Genomic DNA, 17977 nt, shown 5'->3' on the forward strand with positions numbered 1-17977 from the left:
CTACTGTTACCCCATCCAGAAAAACAATTTAAAATGCTAATAATTTGGACCCCGTGGTCAAGCCACGGGGGTGACAATGGAAAAATGAACATCGGTAAATTTAAACTAATTGTTTTTGACAAGCTAGACAGTACAAGCTCTGAGGCTATGAGAATTGCTCAGAATGCTAAAGTTGATTCAAACTATGCAGTACTTGCCAAATCTCAAACTAGCGGACGTGGTAGAAGCGGCAAAAACTGGCAGTCTAGGTCAGATAACTTACATGTAAGTTTACTAATAAAGCCTGATAAAGAGCTAGAATTATTACCGCAATTATCTTTTGTTACGGCACTTGCCGTTTATGAGAGTATAGAATTGTTGACTATGTCATCTAGTAGCTTGACCACGGGATCCAGTAAACCAACAACCAATGATGCTGCAAGTTATTTTTTGGATCCCGTGGTCAAGCCACGGGATGACAGTGTACAACTAAAATGGCCCAATGATGTATTAATTAACGGTCGGAAAATTGCCGGTATACTTCTTGAATCTGTTAAAGTAGAAAATAATTATTACCTTATTATCGGTATCGGTATTAATATCACCTATCACCCTGATAATATCGACCAGCCTACTACTAGCTTAATAGGCGAAAATCTACCGCCTATAGAACCACAAGCTTTACTTAAGATATTAATAGAGAATTTTGAGAAATATTATCAAATTTGGTATAATAACGGTTTTCCTTTTATTAGAGAAAAATGGTTAGAACATGCTTATAAGTTACATGAAAATATTAGCGTTAAATATCAAAATGATATAGTAACCGGTTTTTTTAAAGATATTGATAGTACCGGCAGAATAATATTGCAAATACCTTCCAAAAAAATAATCTCTTTTTCCACTGCCGAACTTTTCTTTTAGCAAAAATATTACTAAATTTAAATTGTAGATTTAATTTTTGTTAACTTCTACTTAAGCTCTAATTTAACAAGGTAATAAATATATGCCCCAAGAGAACAGCAATCCAAGTTATACGTCTCAAGCATTTTTAACAAATGCATATAAGCAATTAAACGAATTTAAAAAACTTTCTTCTAATAACATTCGTACATTAATGCAAGATTTTATAAAATTGAAAAAGCTTTTAAATGTGCCTTATTTACCGGTAATAATAACGCATGTGAAGGTTTAGTAGAATTATATGACGAAATAATAAAAAAATGCCTGATTATGAACTTCAAAATATAAATATAACACAATTTAGAGATATTATGGTCTTAGTCAGAAGAGAACTTAAAAATGAAAAATGTATAAATACTTCCTTATTGTCATTAGATATTAATGAAAAATTTTTTAAACCAAGTGTTGTTGCTCACGTAAAAGCTATTGAAATATGTCAAAAGCAAAATAGTGAAGATCCTTTCGTAATTAATGAGTATGAAATTATTGACAATTTTAATCTCACTCTTGATAGCCTCTGTATATCTGTAACAATAGACTATTCAGAGCTTGTATCCTCAATAACCATAAATGAAGATGAGGTTAAAATAATAACCTCAGATAATTCGTGTAATATATTATAGGGATATGGATTATGAAACAAACTCCTATTTCAGCTCAAAAATTTATACAACTAACTCCTGAATATTTATATGAAAAAGGTAAAAAATCTTATAAAGATGCTTTACTGGAAGAAGAGATTTCTAAGCAACAAGAAAAATTTGTAGATACCATATTATATTTTCAAGGTGCTATGTTTTTAGGAAGTAATTATGCTTGTGCATATTTATCAGAATTTTATAAAAATGGAAATCACCTTGGAATCAATAATGAACAACTAAGTAATTTAATAAAAATTGTAATTAATATAGGAAAATTTTTACATCATAGCAAGTTAACAAATTCTGTATGTTTAAAAGATTTTGGGATATCTGATTACTCTGAACTTATGGATATATGAATGCAGTACAGGGAGAATGGCGTAAAATTCCTGTTCCTGAATACTTAATTTTTTCTAATTTAAAATCAATTATAACAGATTTTAATAGCACTTTACCCACTGAGTACCATTTAATTACCGATGAAAGGTGGATATATTAGGTGAGGAAAATAAAGAAAAACCCCCATGCCTTATTAAATGTCTAATGTTGTGATAATATTTTGAAAAACGTAGAAATAAAAAACAATAAAATTTTTTATTTATCACCGGTAAATCAGTTGCTTAAGGAAGGTTTAAGACAACAAGAAATGTTTTTTGTTTTTCACGATAAATGGCCTTCCTATACTAAAAAAGCAGTTAATCTATTGTTTGAGTCAGCAGTAGAAAATTTAACCTGTGCGATGTTACTTGGTAAAGAAGAGGCAATATTGCCTCTATCTCAGCTTTATTATAGCGGTACTATTTACGATATTTTACCGGATTTAGTTTTTGGTGATTATATTGTTTTAATAGGTCAAAAACTTGGATATAAATCATGCCAAAATATTCCTTTAAGAATGATTACTAATACTAAGTGTTTAGAAAAGCAGCTAGATAGTCTCGCTATTACTATTACTTCTAATATGTTATTTTATTATCGTAATTTTAAATGCATAGGTGATAATATTAAAAAAAATTATTAAAGACTGCAATGAGCAATTTGATAAAGCATGGCATTTTTGTAAAATTGAATATTCCTATTCAACATTATTATCTTTTGAAATGCCGGAAGAAGAAGCCAAAAAACTTGAAGAAGTACCTTTAATAGGCACAAAATCTACTGATGATAGTAAATGTTTAATGTCTTAAATATTTTCTCTATGTTTAGTTTTTTCGTCATTGCGAGGAAATTGCATAGCAATTGACGAAGCAATCTCAGGATATTTGATGAGATTGCCACGCAGCCTATGGCTGCTCGCAATGACGATTTAATGCCTCACAGTAATAACATAATAGAATTCCTCCCCACCTCTTAGTGCTAGCATTTTTTCAGTTATATTATCTTTAGCTTTTTAAAATCAAAAGGTAATAAATATATGAAAATAATCTACAGCAATCAAACTTTCGACAAATCCGTAACCGATAATGAGGTAGTAATTATCGGCTATGCGAGTGTTTATAATATTGCCGATCATCATAACGATTTAATTTCTAAAGGGGCTTTTGCAAATGCTTCTCACCATAACGTAAAATTTCTTTGGCAACATGACAGTAAAAAACCTATCGGGATTATTACTCATTTGGTGGAAGTAATTTTGCTTTTAGATTTAGGGATTATGCCGATTATAAAGTGTAGATTACAACGATGGTATAGTGACCTTACCAATTCCCTTAGGTCAAGATGTAATTTTAACTGCTTTGAATATTCTTATTGTAATGACGGCTCTATAGAATTATCCAACATAGAATTAGTAGAGGTAGCTATACTCGTTTAATTTGAAAAATTGGCAGCGTTACTTTTCGCTTATAATCCTCACGTATTATATATACGCTGCGGTCATAAGCTTCAAAGTGCCTTGCTCTTTTCCAAATTAAACTTCGTCTATCTACTTTATTTATTTATCAGGAGTATATATGAGTATTTTATCATCTAATAATATTGAAGAAGTGATTACAAAGCTTGCGAATTTTGTTTATTGTTTTCAAATTAAGCTAGCTAGCGGTGAGGAATTAAACTTAACAAATAGCGATCATGCTATAAAAAGTGAAGAGAGAGTTTTTTTGCCGAATTCCGGTTTAGATTTAAAAGAAGCGGAATTTAACGATTCCGCACAAAACCATATAATAATTGAAGGTATTTTTGAGGAAAACGGCATTACGACGACAATGGATTTAAATAATGCTATTGTTAAAATAATAATATATACTGACAAGTTAAACTTTAAAATACATTTAAAACCCGAATCAGACTATAATTAATCGATATAGCAAAACATGTAGAGCAGTTTTCGGAGATAGTAAATGTAAAATAGATAAAGCTTTATATAGCGGCATATATAAGGTTAAAGAAATGCTCAAGGAAAGTTTAAGAATACTAGATTTAGATAAAGAAAACGGCTATTATAACGGCGGTCAAATTATATTCGGCAAAAATCGTTTTAGCAGTAAAGTTCTAAGCAATTTCGGTGATTTGATTATATTAGAGGATATTATACCGGATTATGCTAAAGATGCCGAGGAAGTAAAAATTACTGCCGGATGTGATAAAAATTTTATAACCTGTTGCAATAAATTTAATAATGCTATAAATTTTGGGGCGAACCGCTAATACCAAAAAAAGATTTTATAAATTTAGTATAATCAATGAAACAAAGTTTTATAAAACTAGTATATGCAGAGCTAAAGAATATAATAAATATGAAAAGCTCCAAACAACAGCAAAAAAAAGAAACGCAATTAATTGATTATTTTAAAATAGTTGAAAGTAATATATTATATACATTTCAAAAAATAAAAAAGGAATATGAAAGAGACTAAACGTTTTTTTAACAAAAATAATAGATTAAATAAAGGTTATGCTAAGACTTTTAGTGTAAATGAGCCTGATAATAATTTTTACCGTAAAAAATTTGAACATATATTACCGCCAATTGATTTAATCAGTGAGTATGAGAGTATTTATCCTGGTACTTTACAGGAATTAATACATATGGCACAAAAAGAACAAGCTCATAAGCATGCTATAGACCTAAAAAACTTGAAAATACATGAGAGAGTCGCTAAATTAACACGAATCTGTTTATTAATATTTGGAATTTGCCTTGTAGTTTCAATTTTTTTTAAAGCTTTCTAAATAAAATTAAAGATAAAATATTTTATTTACTTGTAATTTTAAATAAAATAAGTTAAATGCAATGTATATTTATTTATAAACATAATACGGAGAAATTTTATTTCTAAAAATAATTTTCCTAAGGTTAATAGAGGAATCAGAGCTAGAGAAGTTCGTCTAGTAGGCGAAAACGGCGAAATGCACGGCATCGTAAATATTAGAGAAGCATTAGATATGGCGGAAAGAGCCGGTCTTGACTTAGTCGAGATATCACCGAATGCTGTACCCCCTGTCTGTAAAATTCTAGATTTTGGTAAGTTTAAGTATGAAAGCAAAAAGCGTTTGCATGAAGCACGCAAAAAGCAAAAAATCGTCGTACTTAAAGAGATGAAATTTAAACCTAATATTAGTATAGGTGATTTTGAAACTAAGCTAAGAAAAATAAAAGAATTTTTAAAAGACAGAGATAAAGTAAAAATTTCTTTATGGTTTAAAGGGCGAGAGATTCTTCATAAAGAGGTCGGTCAAGAACTATTTAAACGTATAGAAGTAGGACTCGAAGGACTCGTTAAAATCGATCAGCATGCTAAAATGGAAGGTAAGCAGATGATAATGATAGTTAGCCCTGATATTAAGGTGCAATAGCTACTCAAATCGTCATTGCAAGCGGGTATTGTTGTGTGAACCGGTTTTCCCGTCATTGCGAGGGAATTGCATAGCAATTGACGAAGCAATCTCAGGAGTTTGTTATTATTTCATGAGATTGCCACGCAGTCTACGACTACTTGCAATGACAGGGTGGTATCCACGCAACGATACCTCCTCGCAATGACGTGTAAGTGTAATAAAAATCAAATCTAAATAAAGTTATGCCGATTAAAATTTTAATGCCTGCTTTATCTCCAACTATGACGGGAGGAAATCTAGCTAGGTGGTTAAAAAAAGAAGGGGACAAAGTTAATCCCGGGGAAGTAATTGTCGAAATTGAAACCGATAAAGCAACGATGGAAGTAGAAGCAGTAGACGAAGGTATACTTGCCAAAATAGTTATCCCACAAAATAGTCAAAATGTACCTGTTAACTCTTTAATTGCCGTGTTAAGCGAAGAGGGTGAAGAAAAAACGGACATTGATGCGTTTATTGCAAAAAATAATAGTGTATCACCGTTACCGAAAACAGATACTAATCTTCCAAAACCCCACGAAAATATAGCTAATGTAGAAGAACAGGGAGCAGTTATAAAACATGATACTAGTAAAATATTCACCTCACCGCTTGCAAAAAGACTTGCAAAAATGGGGAATATTAGGCTTGAGAGCGTGAAAGGTAGCGGTCCGCACGGTAGAATAGTTAAACAAGATATCTTATCATATACTTCTAGCATTGTTCATAATAAAATAGTTAGTAGAAATCCTGAAGAATATCGTTTAGTACCAAATAATAACATCCGTAAGATTATAGCCAAGCGTCTGCTTGAATCTAAACAAACAGTTCCGCATTTTTATTTATCTATAGAATGTAATGTCGATAAATTGTTAGATATAAGAGAAGACATTAATAAATCTTTTTCTGAAGATAAATCAACAAAGATATCGGTTAATGATTTTATTATTTTAGCAGTAGCCAAAACTTTACAAGAAGTGCCAAATGCCAATGCTAGCTGGGGAGAAGATGCGATTAGATATTACAATAATGTTGACATTTCAGTAGCAGTAGCAATTGAAAATGGGCTTGTTACGCCGATAGTTAAAAATGCCAATCAAAAAAATATTATAGAACTATCTCGTGAAATGAAAGAATTAATAAAGAAAGCAAAAGATAATAAATTAACCCCTGAAGAATTTCAGGGCGGAGGGTTTACCATTTCTAACCTTGGTATGTACGGTATTAAGAATTTTAATGCTATAATTAATCCACCGCAAAGTTGTATAATGGGCGTCGGTAGTAGCTCAAAACGTGCTATAGTCAAGAATGATCAAATAACTATAGCAACAATTATGGATGTAACTCTTTCTGCCGATCACCGAGTAGTAGACGGAGCAGCCGGTGCTGAGTTCTTGGCAGCATTTAAAAAGTTTATAGAGAGTCCCGCTTTGATGTTGATATAAGTCGTCATTGCGAGCAGGCATTATTGCGTGGATCAATATCACCTCTGTGTCATCCCGTGGCTTGACCACGGGATCCATAAAAACAATTTAAAATACTAATAATATTAGTATTTTAAGCTGAATACCGCGATCAAGTCGCGGTATGACAATAATAAAAATAAATCACAAATAACATGAGTTTTTCAGATAATTTAGCAAAAATTTTAGATAAATATGAAAATTTAGGCAAAAAACTATCTTCCGGCATTATGGGAGATGAGTTTGTTAAGGCATCTAAAGAATATGCCGAACTTGAAGATGTTGTAGCAAAAATTAAAGAATATAATAAGGCTAAATCTGAGCTTGAAGAAGCAAATAATTTTAAGCTGGAAGTAGGACTTGATAATGCTACCTTAGAAATGATTGAAGATGAAATCCACACTCTTGAAAATTCGTTACCAAAACTTGAAAGAGCCGTAAAAATTGCTTTATTACCGAAAGATGATGCGGATAGTAAAAGTGCTATTATTGAAGTTAGAGCAGGAAGCGGCGGAGAAGAAGCCGCACTTTTTGCTGCCGTACTTTTTAATATGTATCAAAGATATGCTGAGTTAAAAGGATGGCGTTTTGAGATATTAGCAATTTCCGATACGGGAATAGGCGGTTATAAAGAAGCATCGGCGTCGATAAAAGGTAAAGATGTATTCTCTAAACTCAAATTTGAGTCAGGCGTTCATAGAGTGCAGAGAGTACCGGAAACGGAATCACAAGGACGTATTCACACTTCGGCAGCAACGGTTGCGGTACTTCCTGAGGCTGAAGAGGTTGATATTAAGATTGAAGATAAAGACTTAAAAATCGATACTTATAGAGCTTCAGGAGCTGGCGGACAGCACGTTAATACTACCGATTCTGCCGTACGTATAACCCATATCCCTACCAGTATTACCGTAGCATTACAAGATGAGAAGTCACAGCATAAAAATAAAGCAAAGGCGTTAAAAATTCTACGTGCTAGAATTTATGAAGAAGAACGACGTAAAAAGGAACAAGAAAGAGCTGATAGCAGAAGAGGGCAGGTAGGTTCGGGAGATCGTTCGGAGCGGATACGTACTTATAATTTCCCACAGGGAAGAGTATCCGACCATAGAATAAACTTAACACTTTATAAGATAGACGAAGTAGTTAAAAACGGACAATTAGATGAGTTTGTTGAAGCTTTAATTGCAGATGATGAAGCTAAGAAACTTTCGGAGATATAAAAGTGTATACGTCATTGCGAGTAGGCATTGTTGCGTGGACCGGTAAAAGCCACGGGATGACACACAGTGGGTTTTACCGGTCCACGCAACAATGCCTACTCGCAATGATGATACAGCCTAATAAACAAATGAAACCACAAGCATCTATAAACGGTAAAATCTGGCAGCAGAAACTGATTAACGAAGATATAGTCACCGAGTTATGTCGTAGTTTCAAAATTAGTGATTTACTTGCTAGGATAGTATCATTAAGAGTAAATAATCTAGAGGAAGTAGAAAATTTTTTGATACCGAAAATCAAAAATTTATTACCTGATCCTTTTCATCTACTTGATATGGAAAAGGCTGTAGATAGAACCGTTAAAGCTATTTTAAATAACCAAAAAATATGTATCTTTGCCGATTATGATGTGGACGGTGCTACTTCAGCCGCTTTACTTAAAAATATTTTTAGAGATTTAAATATAATATGTGATATTTATGTTCCCGATCGTATAGCTGAAGGATACGGTCCAACTCCTTTTGCTATGCAAAAAATTAAAGATAACGGCACAGAATTATTAATTACGGTTGATTGCGGTGCTATGGCACATGAAGCCCTAAAATACGCAAAAGACGTTAATCTTGATGTTATAGTAATCGATCATCATATAGCTACGGAAATATTACCGGATGCAGTAGCTATAGTAAATCCAAATCGTATTGATGAAAAAAGCGAATATAAACATTTGGCAGCCGTAGGAGTTGCTTTCTTATTTGCAACTGCAATATTATCGAATTTAAAGAAGCAAAATTATTTCACGCAAACAATGCTTCAGCCTAATCTAATGAAGTATCTAGATTTAGTGGCTCTTGGTACTGTTTGCGATATGATGAAATTAACAGGCTTAAATCGTGCATTTGTCGCAAGCGGATTGAAAGTAATGCAACAAAGGCAAAATATAGGGATTAAAACATTATATGATATGGCAGGGCTTAATGAAATACCGAAATGTTATCATTTAGGGTTTATTCTAGGTCCGCGTATCAACGCAGGCGGTAGAGTAGGAAAGTCAAGTTTAGGGGCTAATCTCCTATCTACTAGTTGTTCTAATGAAGCAAATAAATTAGCTGAAGAACTTGAAAAACATAATAATGAGCGTAAAGTAATTGAGTTATTAATGATAGAAGAAGCAATGGAAATTGCTTTGACACAACAAGATAGTAGTTTATTATTTATCGTAAAAGAAGGATGGCATCCAGGCGTTATAGGAATCGTTGCCGGCAGATTAAAAGAAAAATTTGATAAGCCGGTGGCAGTTATAGCTTTAAATGACGGGATTGGTAAAGCTTCATGCCGTTCTATTTTAGGTATTGATTTTGGTGCTGAAATTATTAATGCTAAAAGCAAAGATTTGCTAATAGCAGGCGGAGGTCATGCTATGGCGGCAGGTTTTACCGTAACTGCTGAAAAATTACAAGAATTGCAGAATTTTTTTAATAATGCTTTTAGAATTAGTATAAATAAACTAGAAAATTATAAGCATGCGGAATATGATATTGATTTAACGGTTAATAGTGTGAATTTCCCTTTAATGGAGGAATTAAACACTTTAGAGCCTTTCGGTCAAGGAAATCATGAGCCTATATTTAAATTCGATGATTTATTTGTATTAAAAGCGGATATCGTTGGAAGTAAGCATATTAAATGTATGCTTGTTCCAAATAAGCGAGGCTTTGGTAATAAAGCCTTATCTGCTATTGCTTTTAATTCGGTAGGAACTTCATTTGAAGATGTTTTATTAAGCCCTAAAGCAAAAAATATTACCGCAATAGGAACGTTAAAAACAAATAATTGGCAAGATAATTATACTATTCAATTAATTATAAAAGATATACTTCTAAAAGAGTAGATAGACAAGTATATATAATAACAACTTAAAAAATAATAATTTATGAACGATTTAAAGAAAACAAAAAATACTACAATTTCTAAAGATTTAGCAGAAGTACAAGAGCATTATCAAGATTATCCTTATCCTTTCAGAGACCCAAATCAAGAAAAAGAACGTTTACTTGCAATTTGCGGTGAGTTCTTAGGAGAATTAAACCATTTTCTATATAAAGGAAAAGAAAATTTTAATAATAATTTTAGATGCTTAATAGCAGGTGGCGGCACCGGTGATTCAACTATTTATCTTGCTGAACAGTTAAAAGATAAAAATGCCGAAATAATATATCTAGATTTTAGCAAGCCTAGCATGGAAGTAGCACAAAAACGTGCAGAAGTACGAGATCTTAAAAATATTAAATGGATTAATGATTCAATATTAAATATACCTAATCTAAAACTTGGAAAATTCGATTATATAAATTGTATCGGCGTGCTTCATCATTTAGCAAATCCTGATGAAGGTTTAAAAAATCTAAAAGATTCTTTAAAGCCGACCGGCGGTATGGGTTTAATGGTATATGCTAAATACGGACGTACCGGTGTTTATCAAATTCAGGATTTAATGAAAATGATAAATAAAGATACTAAAAGCCGTGTCGAAGAAGTAATGAACGGGAAGCTAATTCTAGATAACCTGCCTGCTACTAACTGGTATAAAAGAGGTTGGGAGTTATTTTCAGATTACCAAAATTTCGGTGATGTTGGAGTTTATGATATGTTCCTGCACAAACAGGATAGAGCCTATTCCGTTCCTGAGTTATATGAATTCGTAGAAAAAGCAGACTTAAATTTTGTTGATTATCTTGATCCTTTAGAGAAAATTTTATTAAGACCGGAAAATTATATAAAAGATTTTTCACTTCTGCAAAAAGTTAAAAAGATGGATAAAGTAACTAGAGAAGCAATTTCCGAAATACTTACCGGTAATATTATTAAACATTCATTTTACGTATCAAATCAAAAAGATAGTGTAGCCTCGTTTGATGATCTTGATAATATACCGTACTTCCATAATATCGCCAATTTTGCTAAACAAATTTATGAACATTTGGAGTCTAATCCTTCAGCAGTAAATAATGTTATTAATTTTACTATTAATAATGGAGTGCTAAATAATGTTAATATCTCAATATCGATATTTAGAAGTACTAAATATATTTTCAAATATATGGTAGAAGAGAAAAGTTTAAGAGAAATATTTGATGCGGTACGCAGCGAATTAAACCAAGAAATAAGCAATGAAGTCTTATTAAACGAAGTTAAAAACGTATTCTTTCCATTACTTAATACAAATGTGTTATTGTTAAAATCAAAGGATTTATAGAGTTACGTGGATTGGTTTATCCATCATTGCGAAGAGAGGTTACCTGAGTCGTCATGAGCTACGCAGCCGTAGGCTTGTTGTGCGGTAATCTCATGAAATAATAATAAACTTTGATTCCTAATTTAAATAATTATATTACTTACCTTTAAACTTAATTGCTAACTCAACTTTTCAATTATAATCTATTAATAATAAAATAATGAACACAACTAATAAAGAATCCACAGAAGAACTTAACAATAACAATCATAATAATTTTGCAGAGAACGGTAATATTATTAATTTAAAACAATTAAAACGTAAATTACCGGAGGAACTACAAGCTCAAGCAGAAGAATTAAAAATTGAAAATATTAATTCATTACTTAAACAAGAATTAGTTTTTGCAATTTTGAAAAAATCCGTAGAGCAGGGAGGTTTAATAGTGGGAGAGGGGGTACTTGAAGTACTACCTGACGGATTTGGTTTTTTACGTTCGCCGGAAGTAAACTATTTAGCAGGCCCTGATGATATTTATATCTCTCCTAGTCAGATTCGTCGTTTTGGTCTACGTACCGGTGATACGGTAGAAGGTCAGATCAGAGCTCCAAAAGCCGGGGAGCGTTATTTTGCTTTACTGAAAGTCAATAGAGTAAATTTTGAAGACCCTTCTAAAGCTTATCATCGTGTTCATTTTGATAATTTAACTCCCTTATATCCTGATGAAAAACTAGGATTAGAACTTGAAAATAATAGTAAAGATAGTAAGGATTTTAGTACACGAGTTATTGAACTTGTTGCCCCTATGGGTAAAGGGCAACGTGCATTAATAGTAGCACCGCCTCGTACAGGTAAAACCGTATTATTACAAAATATAGCACATGCAATTACAACCAATAATCCGGAAGTATTTTTAATAGTACTGTTAATAGACGAAAGACCTGAAGAAGTAACAGATATGCAACGTTCCGTGCGTGGGGAGGTTGTTAGCTCTACTTTCGATGAACCGGCAAGTAGGCACATGCAGCTTGCAGAAATGGTTATTGAAAAAGCAAAGCGTTTAGTAGAACATAAAAAAGATGTGGTGATTTTAGTAGATGCGATAACACGTTTAGCTCGTGCTTATAATACTGTAGTACCATCATCAGGGAAAGTATTAACGGGCGGTGTTGATGCTAATGCACTACAAAGACCGAAAAGATTTTTCGGAGCAGCAAGAAATATCGAAAACGGCGGCTCGCTTACTATAATCGGTACGGCTTTAATTGAAACCGGTTCTCGTATGGATGAGGTAATTTTTGAGGAGTTTAAAGGTACAGGTAATTCCGAGATAGTTCTAGATCGTAAGATTGCCGATAAGCGTATTTATCCGGCTATTGATATGACTAGATCAGGAACTAGAAAAGAAGATTTGTTAGTAGATAAAATAATATTAAATAAAATGTGGGTTCTTCGTCGTATTATCGATCCGATGGGTAGCAGTGAAGCAATAGAATTTTTACTCAAAAAACTTGAAAATACTAAAACTAACGGTGAGTTTTTTGAGATGATGAAGAGTCCTGAACGTCCTAAGAACGGTTTATAATACTTGATGTCATTTCTGCGAGGCCGTGGGGGGTGGCATGGATCGAAAAACGCACTCAGTGTCATATACCATGGCTTGACCACGGTATCCAAAAAATAATTTAAAGCACTAATAATTTTAGTATTTTAAACTGGATCCCGCGATCAAGTCGCGGGATGACAGCGGCGGAATTAATCCACGCAACAATGCTTCGCGGGAATGACATCGAATTTAATACAACAACGCCTTGGATAACTACAAAAACATAAGAAATCATGAATATATCATCCGATTATTTAATTGAAAGAAGACAAATAAAATCTCGTTTGTTAATTTGGAAGCTAGCAGCTATTATTTTAATTGCTATCGTATTCTTACTAGTTGGTAAAGATTTTGCTCCAAAAGAGGTTTTACCTATTAATAGTAATGAAGACTATATAGCTTCCGTATTAATAGACGAAATAATTCTTGAAGACGAAAAGCGTGACAAAAAGCTCAAAAAAATAATCGATGATTCTCATATTAAAGCGTTAATAGTTAACGTAAATTCTCCCGGCGGTACGGTAGTCGGCTCTGAAAAAATTTATAATATTCTGCGTAAAATATCTGAAAAAAAACCGGTAGTGATAGTTATGGGAACAATAGCTGCAAGCGGCGGTTATTTAATCTCTCTTGGAGGTGATTATATTGTCAGCCATAACGGAACTATTACGGGTTCAATCGGTGTAATACTACAAACAGCCGAGGTAACGGAACTTGCTCAAAAATTGGGGATTAAATTTAATAATTTCAAATCGGGTGAATTAAAAGCCGTCCCAAATCCTACCGAAAAACTGACGGAAGCAGTGCGGGTAGCCATTATGGAAAATATAGAAGATACTTATAATTTCTTCCTTGAACTTGTTTCAGAGAGGCGTAATCTTCCTATAGAAGAAGTAAAAAAGCTCGCAGACGGACGAGTATATTCAGGTCGTCAGGCTTTAAAGTTAAAGCTTGTGGATGCTATAGGCTCGGAAGATACTGCATTAAAATGGTTACAGGAAGTTAAGAAAATTAATGTTAATCTACTAGTTAAAGATTATCAATTAAAACCAAAACCAAAATTAATGGACATAATACTTGAAGATTTTGATAGTATAACACCTAGTTTTTTTAAAAATAGTTTTAACGGAATCAAAGCGATTTTTTAATAATGGTTACTAAGAATTATTTAATAGATAAAATACATGATAAGCTGAATTATCTTTCTAAAGAAGATGTTAAAGATTCAGTAGATTTAATTTTAGATTATTTAAACGAATCTCTTAAAGAACAAAAGCGTATCGAAATCAGAAATTTTGGTAATTTCTCTATCTGCAAACGCAAATTCCCTGAAAGTAGAGTTCTTTCCAAATTCGCTTATAGAGAGGAATTTGAAGGAGACACGGAACGTAGCACCGCAGCGTACAAAAGCGTACGTGAGGATGCGAGTACCGGATCGACATACAAATTACCTCTAGAAGTAGAGTTTGGGAAGAACTCTGTCGAAAAATTCTATAATACGGTTTATTACCGAATGCCTAAAAATTTATTTAAGGAGTAAATAAGTTATGGAATGGTCTAAATATAATACTATAGAGAAGTGGAAAATAATAAAAAGCATGGTACTACATAATAATATTTTTTCCATGGCTCTTCATATTGAAGATTTAGAACTCTTCAAAAAAATATTATCGATAGATGGGAAGCTGGTTATTCAAGCACTCAATATAGACTCTCTTATATATCACGATATTATAGGTAATGGGAAATATGATTCTTTTTTTGAAGCATTATATAATTACTTAAATGATAGTAAATCAACAATCATGCCTTTAGTATCTAATAAGAAAGAATATTATCCTATTTTTGAAGAATTATGTAATGAATCTTTAAAGGAAAAAATATCATCAATAATGATATATTTTTAGAAAAAGAATCTGATGATCACCCTCTACCTAGATGGGAATATGAAGAAACTTTAGAATATTAAATGTAGTATTTTCCATTACTAAACTAGGAAAATCTATTAAACCTTTTATTTCTTTAGGCAAATGTGCATTAAAGAACTCATGGGCAACTAAAGGATTCTCAAGTGCCTTACGAAATATCTTATCATGTTTAGCTTTCTTTTTTCCCTTATCTGGATCACCAAGTAGATTTCTTGTTTCACTCATATGTTTACATTTTGTAACGTGATAAAATATTACTGCACTACACTCTAAAGTCTTATTTAGATGCAAGTCATCTTTCTGACTTTTTTGAAATTGACTATTATCAATATATATATAACACTTTGCTTAAACTCTCTCTTGTTAAGCAGAGAGTACGATAAAGTTTCTGTATCAGAGATTATATAATTTATCTTAGCCTCTTTTGCATAGTGGATTAATCTATCATGTGGAATATTTGGATCTAAGGGAACAAAGCATCTATTTTTTAATATTAGTGAAATTAAAGCAAATAGTAACTTTCGTGACCTTTTGAGATGAAGTCCAAATTTCAAATCTTGTTTTTGAAAATCATATTTTGAAATTTGAGAATCAATTATATTGGTTAATGTTACCTCTTCAAAAACATTCTTGACTTATTTGCATATTCTAAAGCTTGTCTTGTGCTGAAAGAATTAAAAGAATCATAAAGTAAATTTGATACTGATAAATTTGATGATAAGGCTGTTTGTGTACCTCTATAAGAAATAAAGTAGTAACCAACTTAATATTAGAGAGTTTTGTTTCTGGTTCTTTTATAAAATAGTCTATTATATTTTTTAGGTTTTTAAATATTTCTTTTAATTGGCACTGAGAGCTCCTATGTGCTATTATGTTGTCATATGATTCGCATGCTCTATATAACTGGAAACTATATGATAAAAATCAAGGTATAACGTTAACTAATATAATAAGATTAGAGAACTTTTACGGTGGAATAGATGAAGACTGGTTTGTGTTAGTGCATATTGCTATAGAGGCACAATCGGCTCCAGGACTACAAGCAATATTGGATGCTTTTAATGCAGTACTACATGATGATCAGCAAAAATTACTCTCTGTGCTTAATATAATGTCTAATACACTGAAAATTATGGGAGATATTTTAAAGAAAATGCCTGAAAAATGTGATTCTTATATTTATTATAATCGTGTACGTAACATGCAGAATATCCATCAATTAGAGGAGATATATGGTCATGCAGGAGCAGCTTCAATGCTTGATCTATTTGGCAGTAAATTTATCTTTCGAGTAAGTGATCAACAAACAGCCCATAAATCAGCTTTAATGCTTGGTGAGCAAGAAATTATTGAAACTCAAGAGAATCTCTCTTATGGTGCTAACTCCATGCGTGATGGAGTAAATATGCACAGCTTAGAAAAAAGGAAGTTATTAGTAATGCCATCTGAAATCATGAATCTACCAGATCTTACCTGTTATGTAAAACTTATGGGTAATTTCCCTATTACTAAATTACAAATGAATTTACAAACTTGATTTCAATGCAAAAATATAGAAACCATTTTAATGGTATTTTTAAAAGATTTCAATTGTTTGATAGGGGATTTTGAGGGTGTCAGAAAGTTTGTGTAAGTTATAAAAATAGTTAAGAATAAAATTAATTAAAACAACTTACATGAGGCTAATATGAAAAATAAGAGCAAAGTATCAAATCCAACTATAGAAAAAGTAGTATCAGAAATACTATCACAAAGTGATCCATCTGAGATATTTGGCAAAGAAGAGATATTTCAGGAAATTAAAAAGCAGATAGTAAATAAGATTTTAGAGAAAGAAATGGAATCTCATATAGGTTATGAGAAACATTCTAAAAATGAGAAAGACTCAGATAACAGACGTAATGGCAATTATGAAAAGACTCTAATAGATCCAGAAGGTCGTAAATTGAAAGTAGAAGTGCCAAGGGATTGGGACGGAGAATTTGAACCTCAACTAATTCCAAAAGGAGTGCGTAAATTTGAAGGATTTGATGATAAAGTAATATCCTTATATGCTCGGGGAATGACCATTAGGGAAATACAATGGCACTTAGAAGAACTATATGCCACCAAGGTATCATCTGAGTTAATATCAAAGGTAACTGATGGTATTTTAGAGGAAGTAACTGCCTGGCAGAATAGAGCACTTGATAATGTATATCCTATAATGTACTTAGATTGTATTCATGTTAAGGCAAGAGATAATCATGTAATAATAAATAAAGCAGTTTATATAGCTATTGGAGTGAATATGGAGGACAAGAAAGAGCTATTAGGAATTTGGATAGGCAAGAATGAAGGGTCTAAATTTTGGATGCAGGTAGTAACAGAACTTAAGAATCGAGGAGTTGAACAAATATATGTTGCATGTGTTGATGGTCTTAAGGGTTTTCCAGAGGCGATAAATAGCATTTTTCCAAAAACCATAGTGCAGTTGTGTATTGTTCATATGGTAAGAAATTCTGTAAAATACGTATCATACAAAGATTTAAAAGCGGTAACAGCTGATTTAAAAGCAGTTTATTCTGCAATAAATGAAGCAGAGGGATTAAGAGAATTACAAAATTTTGCCAAAAAATGGGATGAAAAATATCCAGTTATTTTTGACATATGGCAACGAAATTGGTCTGGCATAGCTCCATTTTTTAGCTTTCCGGAAGACATTAGAAAAGCGATTTACACTACTAATGCTATTGAATCCACTAACCGTCAAATTCGTAAAATTATTAAAAATAAAGGAGTGTTTCCAGATGACAAATCGATTCAGAAAATAATCTTTTTGGCATTGACAAATGCCTCTAAAAAATGGACAATGCCTATTAAGAATTGGGCGATGGCTTTAAATCAATTTGCAATCCTTTGTGATACTAATTTACAAAATTGGGCAAATGGAGAAATCATACTTACACAAAGAATCTGACAGACCCGGAAATTTTACCTTATAAAGAAAAATCCTATTATAATGCCCCTTTAAATCGCTAATTTAGTATTACGAGTTTTAGAGGTAAGCTGTGTATAAAAAACTTTTTTGTTATTTCAGAATTTTTATAAATGATTTTTCAAACAGCAGAGTAAATTTTACAAGA

The 17977-nt window shown here is 32.2% G+C and carries 17 protein-coding genes and 8 pseudogenes; 23 read left to right on the top strand and 2 right to left on the bottom strand.

Features of this window, described 5'->3' with window-relative positions:
- Positions 1-84 precede the first annotated feature (84 nt).
- The 17 genes and pseudogenes from REIP_RS05045 (at position 85) to rho (ending at position 12903) form a co-directional block, all read left to right on the top strand.
- Positions 85-903, top strand: coding sequence for a biotin--[acetyl-CoA-carboxylase] ligase (locus tag REIP_RS05045; RefSeq protein ID WP_045803979.1), 819 nt, complete (start codon positions 85-87; stop codon positions 901-903).
- Between the two features lie 299 nt (positions 904-1202).
- The gene (locus REIP_RS05055; protein ID WP_045803980.1) at positions 1203-1565 is read left to right on the top strand and encodes a hypothetical protein; all 363 of its coding nucleotides are present in this window, start codon (positions 1203-1205) and stop codon (positions 1563-1565) included.
- 11 nt (positions 1566-1576) lie between these two features.
- A complete protein-coding gene (locus tag REIP_RS12525; RefSeq protein ID WP_231569244.1) occupies positions 1577-1942 on the top strand; it encodes a hypothetical protein in 366 nt (121 codons plus the stop codon).
- 200 nt (positions 1943-2142) lie between these two features.
- Positions 2143-2604, top strand: coding sequence for a hypothetical protein (locus REIP_RS12530; RefSeq protein ID WP_231569245.1), 462 nt, complete (start codon positions 2143-2145; stop codon positions 2602-2604).
- Positions 2579-2770 carry a hypothetical protein gene (locus REIP_RS12535; protein ID WP_052691096.1) on the top strand — a complete coding sequence of 64 codons (192 nt, stop codon included), beginning with the start codon at positions 2579-2581 and terminating at the stop codon, positions 2768-2770. Before REIP_RS12530 ends, REIP_RS12535 begins: the two co-directional genes overlap by 26 nt.
- A gap of 227 nt (positions 2771-2997) precedes the next feature.
- Positions 2998-3183 (top strand): annotated as a pseudogene (locus tag REIP_RS12540) (HK97 family phage prohead protease); the annotation flags it as partial.
- 70 nt (positions 3184-3253) lie between these two features.
- Positions 3254-3396, top strand: a pseudogene (locus REIP_RS11040) (TIGR02217 family protein); the annotation flags it as partial.
- A 139-nt stretch (positions 3397-3535) separates the two neighbouring features.
- Positions 3536-3880, top strand: a complete 345-nt coding sequence (locus REIP_RS09630) for a DUF2163 domain-containing protein (RefSeq protein WP_231569246.1) — start codon at positions 3536-3538, stop codon at positions 3878-3880.
- A 91-nt stretch (positions 3881-3971) separates the two neighbouring features.
- Positions 3972-4261, top strand: a pseudogene (locus tag REIP_RS09635) (phage BR0599 family protein).
- 3 nt (positions 4262-4264) lie between these two features.
- Positions 4265-4438 (top strand): hypothetical protein, encoded by a 174-nt coding sequence (locus tag REIP_RS11735; protein WP_008580225.1) that lies wholly within the window; start codon positions 4265-4267, stop codon positions 4436-4438.
- Positions 4425-4754 (top strand): DUF2335 domain-containing protein, encoded by a 330-nt coding sequence (locus REIP_RS05080; protein WP_045803981.1) that lies wholly within the window; start codon positions 4425-4427, stop codon positions 4752-4754. The genes REIP_RS11735 and REIP_RS05080 overlap by 14 nt, the downstream gene beginning before the upstream one ends.
- A 99-nt stretch (positions 4755-4853) precedes the next feature.
- Positions 4854-5378 carry a translation initiation factor IF-3 gene (infC, locus tag REIP_RS05085; protein WP_410525701.1) on the top strand — a complete coding sequence of 175 codons (525 nt, stop codon included), beginning with the start codon at positions 4854-4856 and terminating at the stop codon, positions 5376-5378.
- Between the two features lie 224 nt (positions 5379-5602).
- Positions 5603-6841 (top strand): pyruvate dehydrogenase complex dihydrolipoamide acetyltransferase, encoded by a 1239-nt coding sequence (locus tag REIP_RS05090; protein ID WP_045803983.1) that lies wholly within the window; start codon positions 5603-5605, stop codon positions 6839-6841.
- Between the two features lie 173 nt (positions 6842-7014).
- Positions 7015-8082: a peptide chain release factor 1 gene (gene prfA / locus REIP_RS05095; RefSeq protein WP_045803984.1), complete on the top strand. Its 1068-nt coding sequence runs from the start codon at positions 7015-7017 to the stop codon at positions 8080-8082.
- A 128-nt stretch (positions 8083-8210) separates the two neighbouring features.
- A complete protein-coding gene (gene recJ / locus REIP_RS05100; RefSeq protein WP_045804336.1) occupies positions 8211-9974 on the top strand; it encodes a single-stranded-DNA-specific exonuclease RecJ in 1764 nt (587 codons plus the stop codon).
- Between the two features lie 42 nt (positions 9975-10016).
- Positions 10017-11339, top strand: a complete 1323-nt coding sequence (locus REIP_RS05105) for a class I SAM-dependent methyltransferase (protein ID WP_023508206.1) — start codon at positions 10017-10019, stop codon at positions 11337-11339.
- Between the two features lie 199 nt (positions 11340-11538).
- Positions 11539-12903 (top strand): transcription termination factor Rho, encoded by a 1365-nt coding sequence (gene rho, locus REIP_RS05110; protein ID WP_008580217.1) that lies wholly within the window; start codon positions 11539-11541, stop codon positions 12901-12903.
- A 100-nt stretch (positions 12904-13003) separates the two neighbouring features.
- Here the strand turns inward: rho and REIP_RS11045 are convergent, their stop codons facing one another.
- Positions 13004-13159 (bottom strand): hypothetical protein, encoded by a 156-nt coding sequence (locus REIP_RS11045; RefSeq protein ID WP_156147429.1) that lies wholly within the window; start codon positions 13157-13159, stop codon positions 13004-13006.
- Between REIP_RS11045 and sppA the strand changes: the two genes are divergently transcribed.
- From sppA to REIP_RS13450, 3 genes and pseudogenes are all read left to right on the top strand, one after another.
- Positions 13158-14072 (top strand): signal peptide peptidase SppA, encoded by a 915-nt coding sequence (sppA, locus tag REIP_RS05115; protein WP_023508209.1) that lies wholly within the window; start codon positions 13158-13160, stop codon positions 14070-14072. The genes REIP_RS11045 and sppA overlap by 2 nt on opposite strands.
- Before the next feature lie 2 nt (positions 14073-14074).
- Positions 14075-14260 (top strand): annotated as a pseudogene (locus tag REIP_RS05120) (HU family DNA-binding protein); the annotation flags it as partial.
- A gap of 289 nt (positions 14261-14549) precedes the next feature.
- Positions 14550-14744, top strand: a pseudogene (locus REIP_RS13450) (hypothetical protein); the annotation flags it as partial.
- A gap of 147 nt (positions 14745-14891) precedes the next feature.
- Here REIP_RS13450 and REIP_RS05130 read toward each other — a convergent pair.
- A pseudogene (locus tag REIP_RS05130) lies at positions 14892-15077 on the bottom strand (Rpn family recombination-promoting nuclease/putative transposase); the annotation flags it as partial.
- 646 nt (positions 15078-15723) lie between these two features.
- Here REIP_RS05130 and REIP_RS13685 point away from each other — a divergent pair.
- The 3 genes and pseudogenes from REIP_RS13685 to REIP_RS05140 all read left to right on the top strand — a co-directional run.
- Positions 15724-15993: pseudogene (locus tag REIP_RS13685) on the top strand (hypothetical protein); the annotation flags it as partial.
- Positions 15994-16044: 51 nt separating this feature from the next.
- A pseudogene (locus tag REIP_RS13690) lies at positions 16045-16389 on the top strand (type IV secretion system DNA-binding domain-containing protein); the annotation flags it as partial.
- Positions 16390-16539: 150 nt separating this feature from the next.
- Entirely contained in the window at positions 16540-17811 is a 1272-nt protein-coding gene (locus tag REIP_RS05140) for an IS256 family transposase (RefSeq protein ID WP_045803646.1), read from the top strand.
- Positions 17812-17977: the final 166 nt, after the last annotated feature.

This window comes from Rickettsia endosymbiont of Ixodes pacificus, from assembly GCF_000965155.1.
Classification (GTDB): domain Bacteria; phylum Pseudomonadota; class Alphaproteobacteria; order Rickettsiales; family Rickettsiaceae; genus Rickettsia; species Rickettsia tamurae.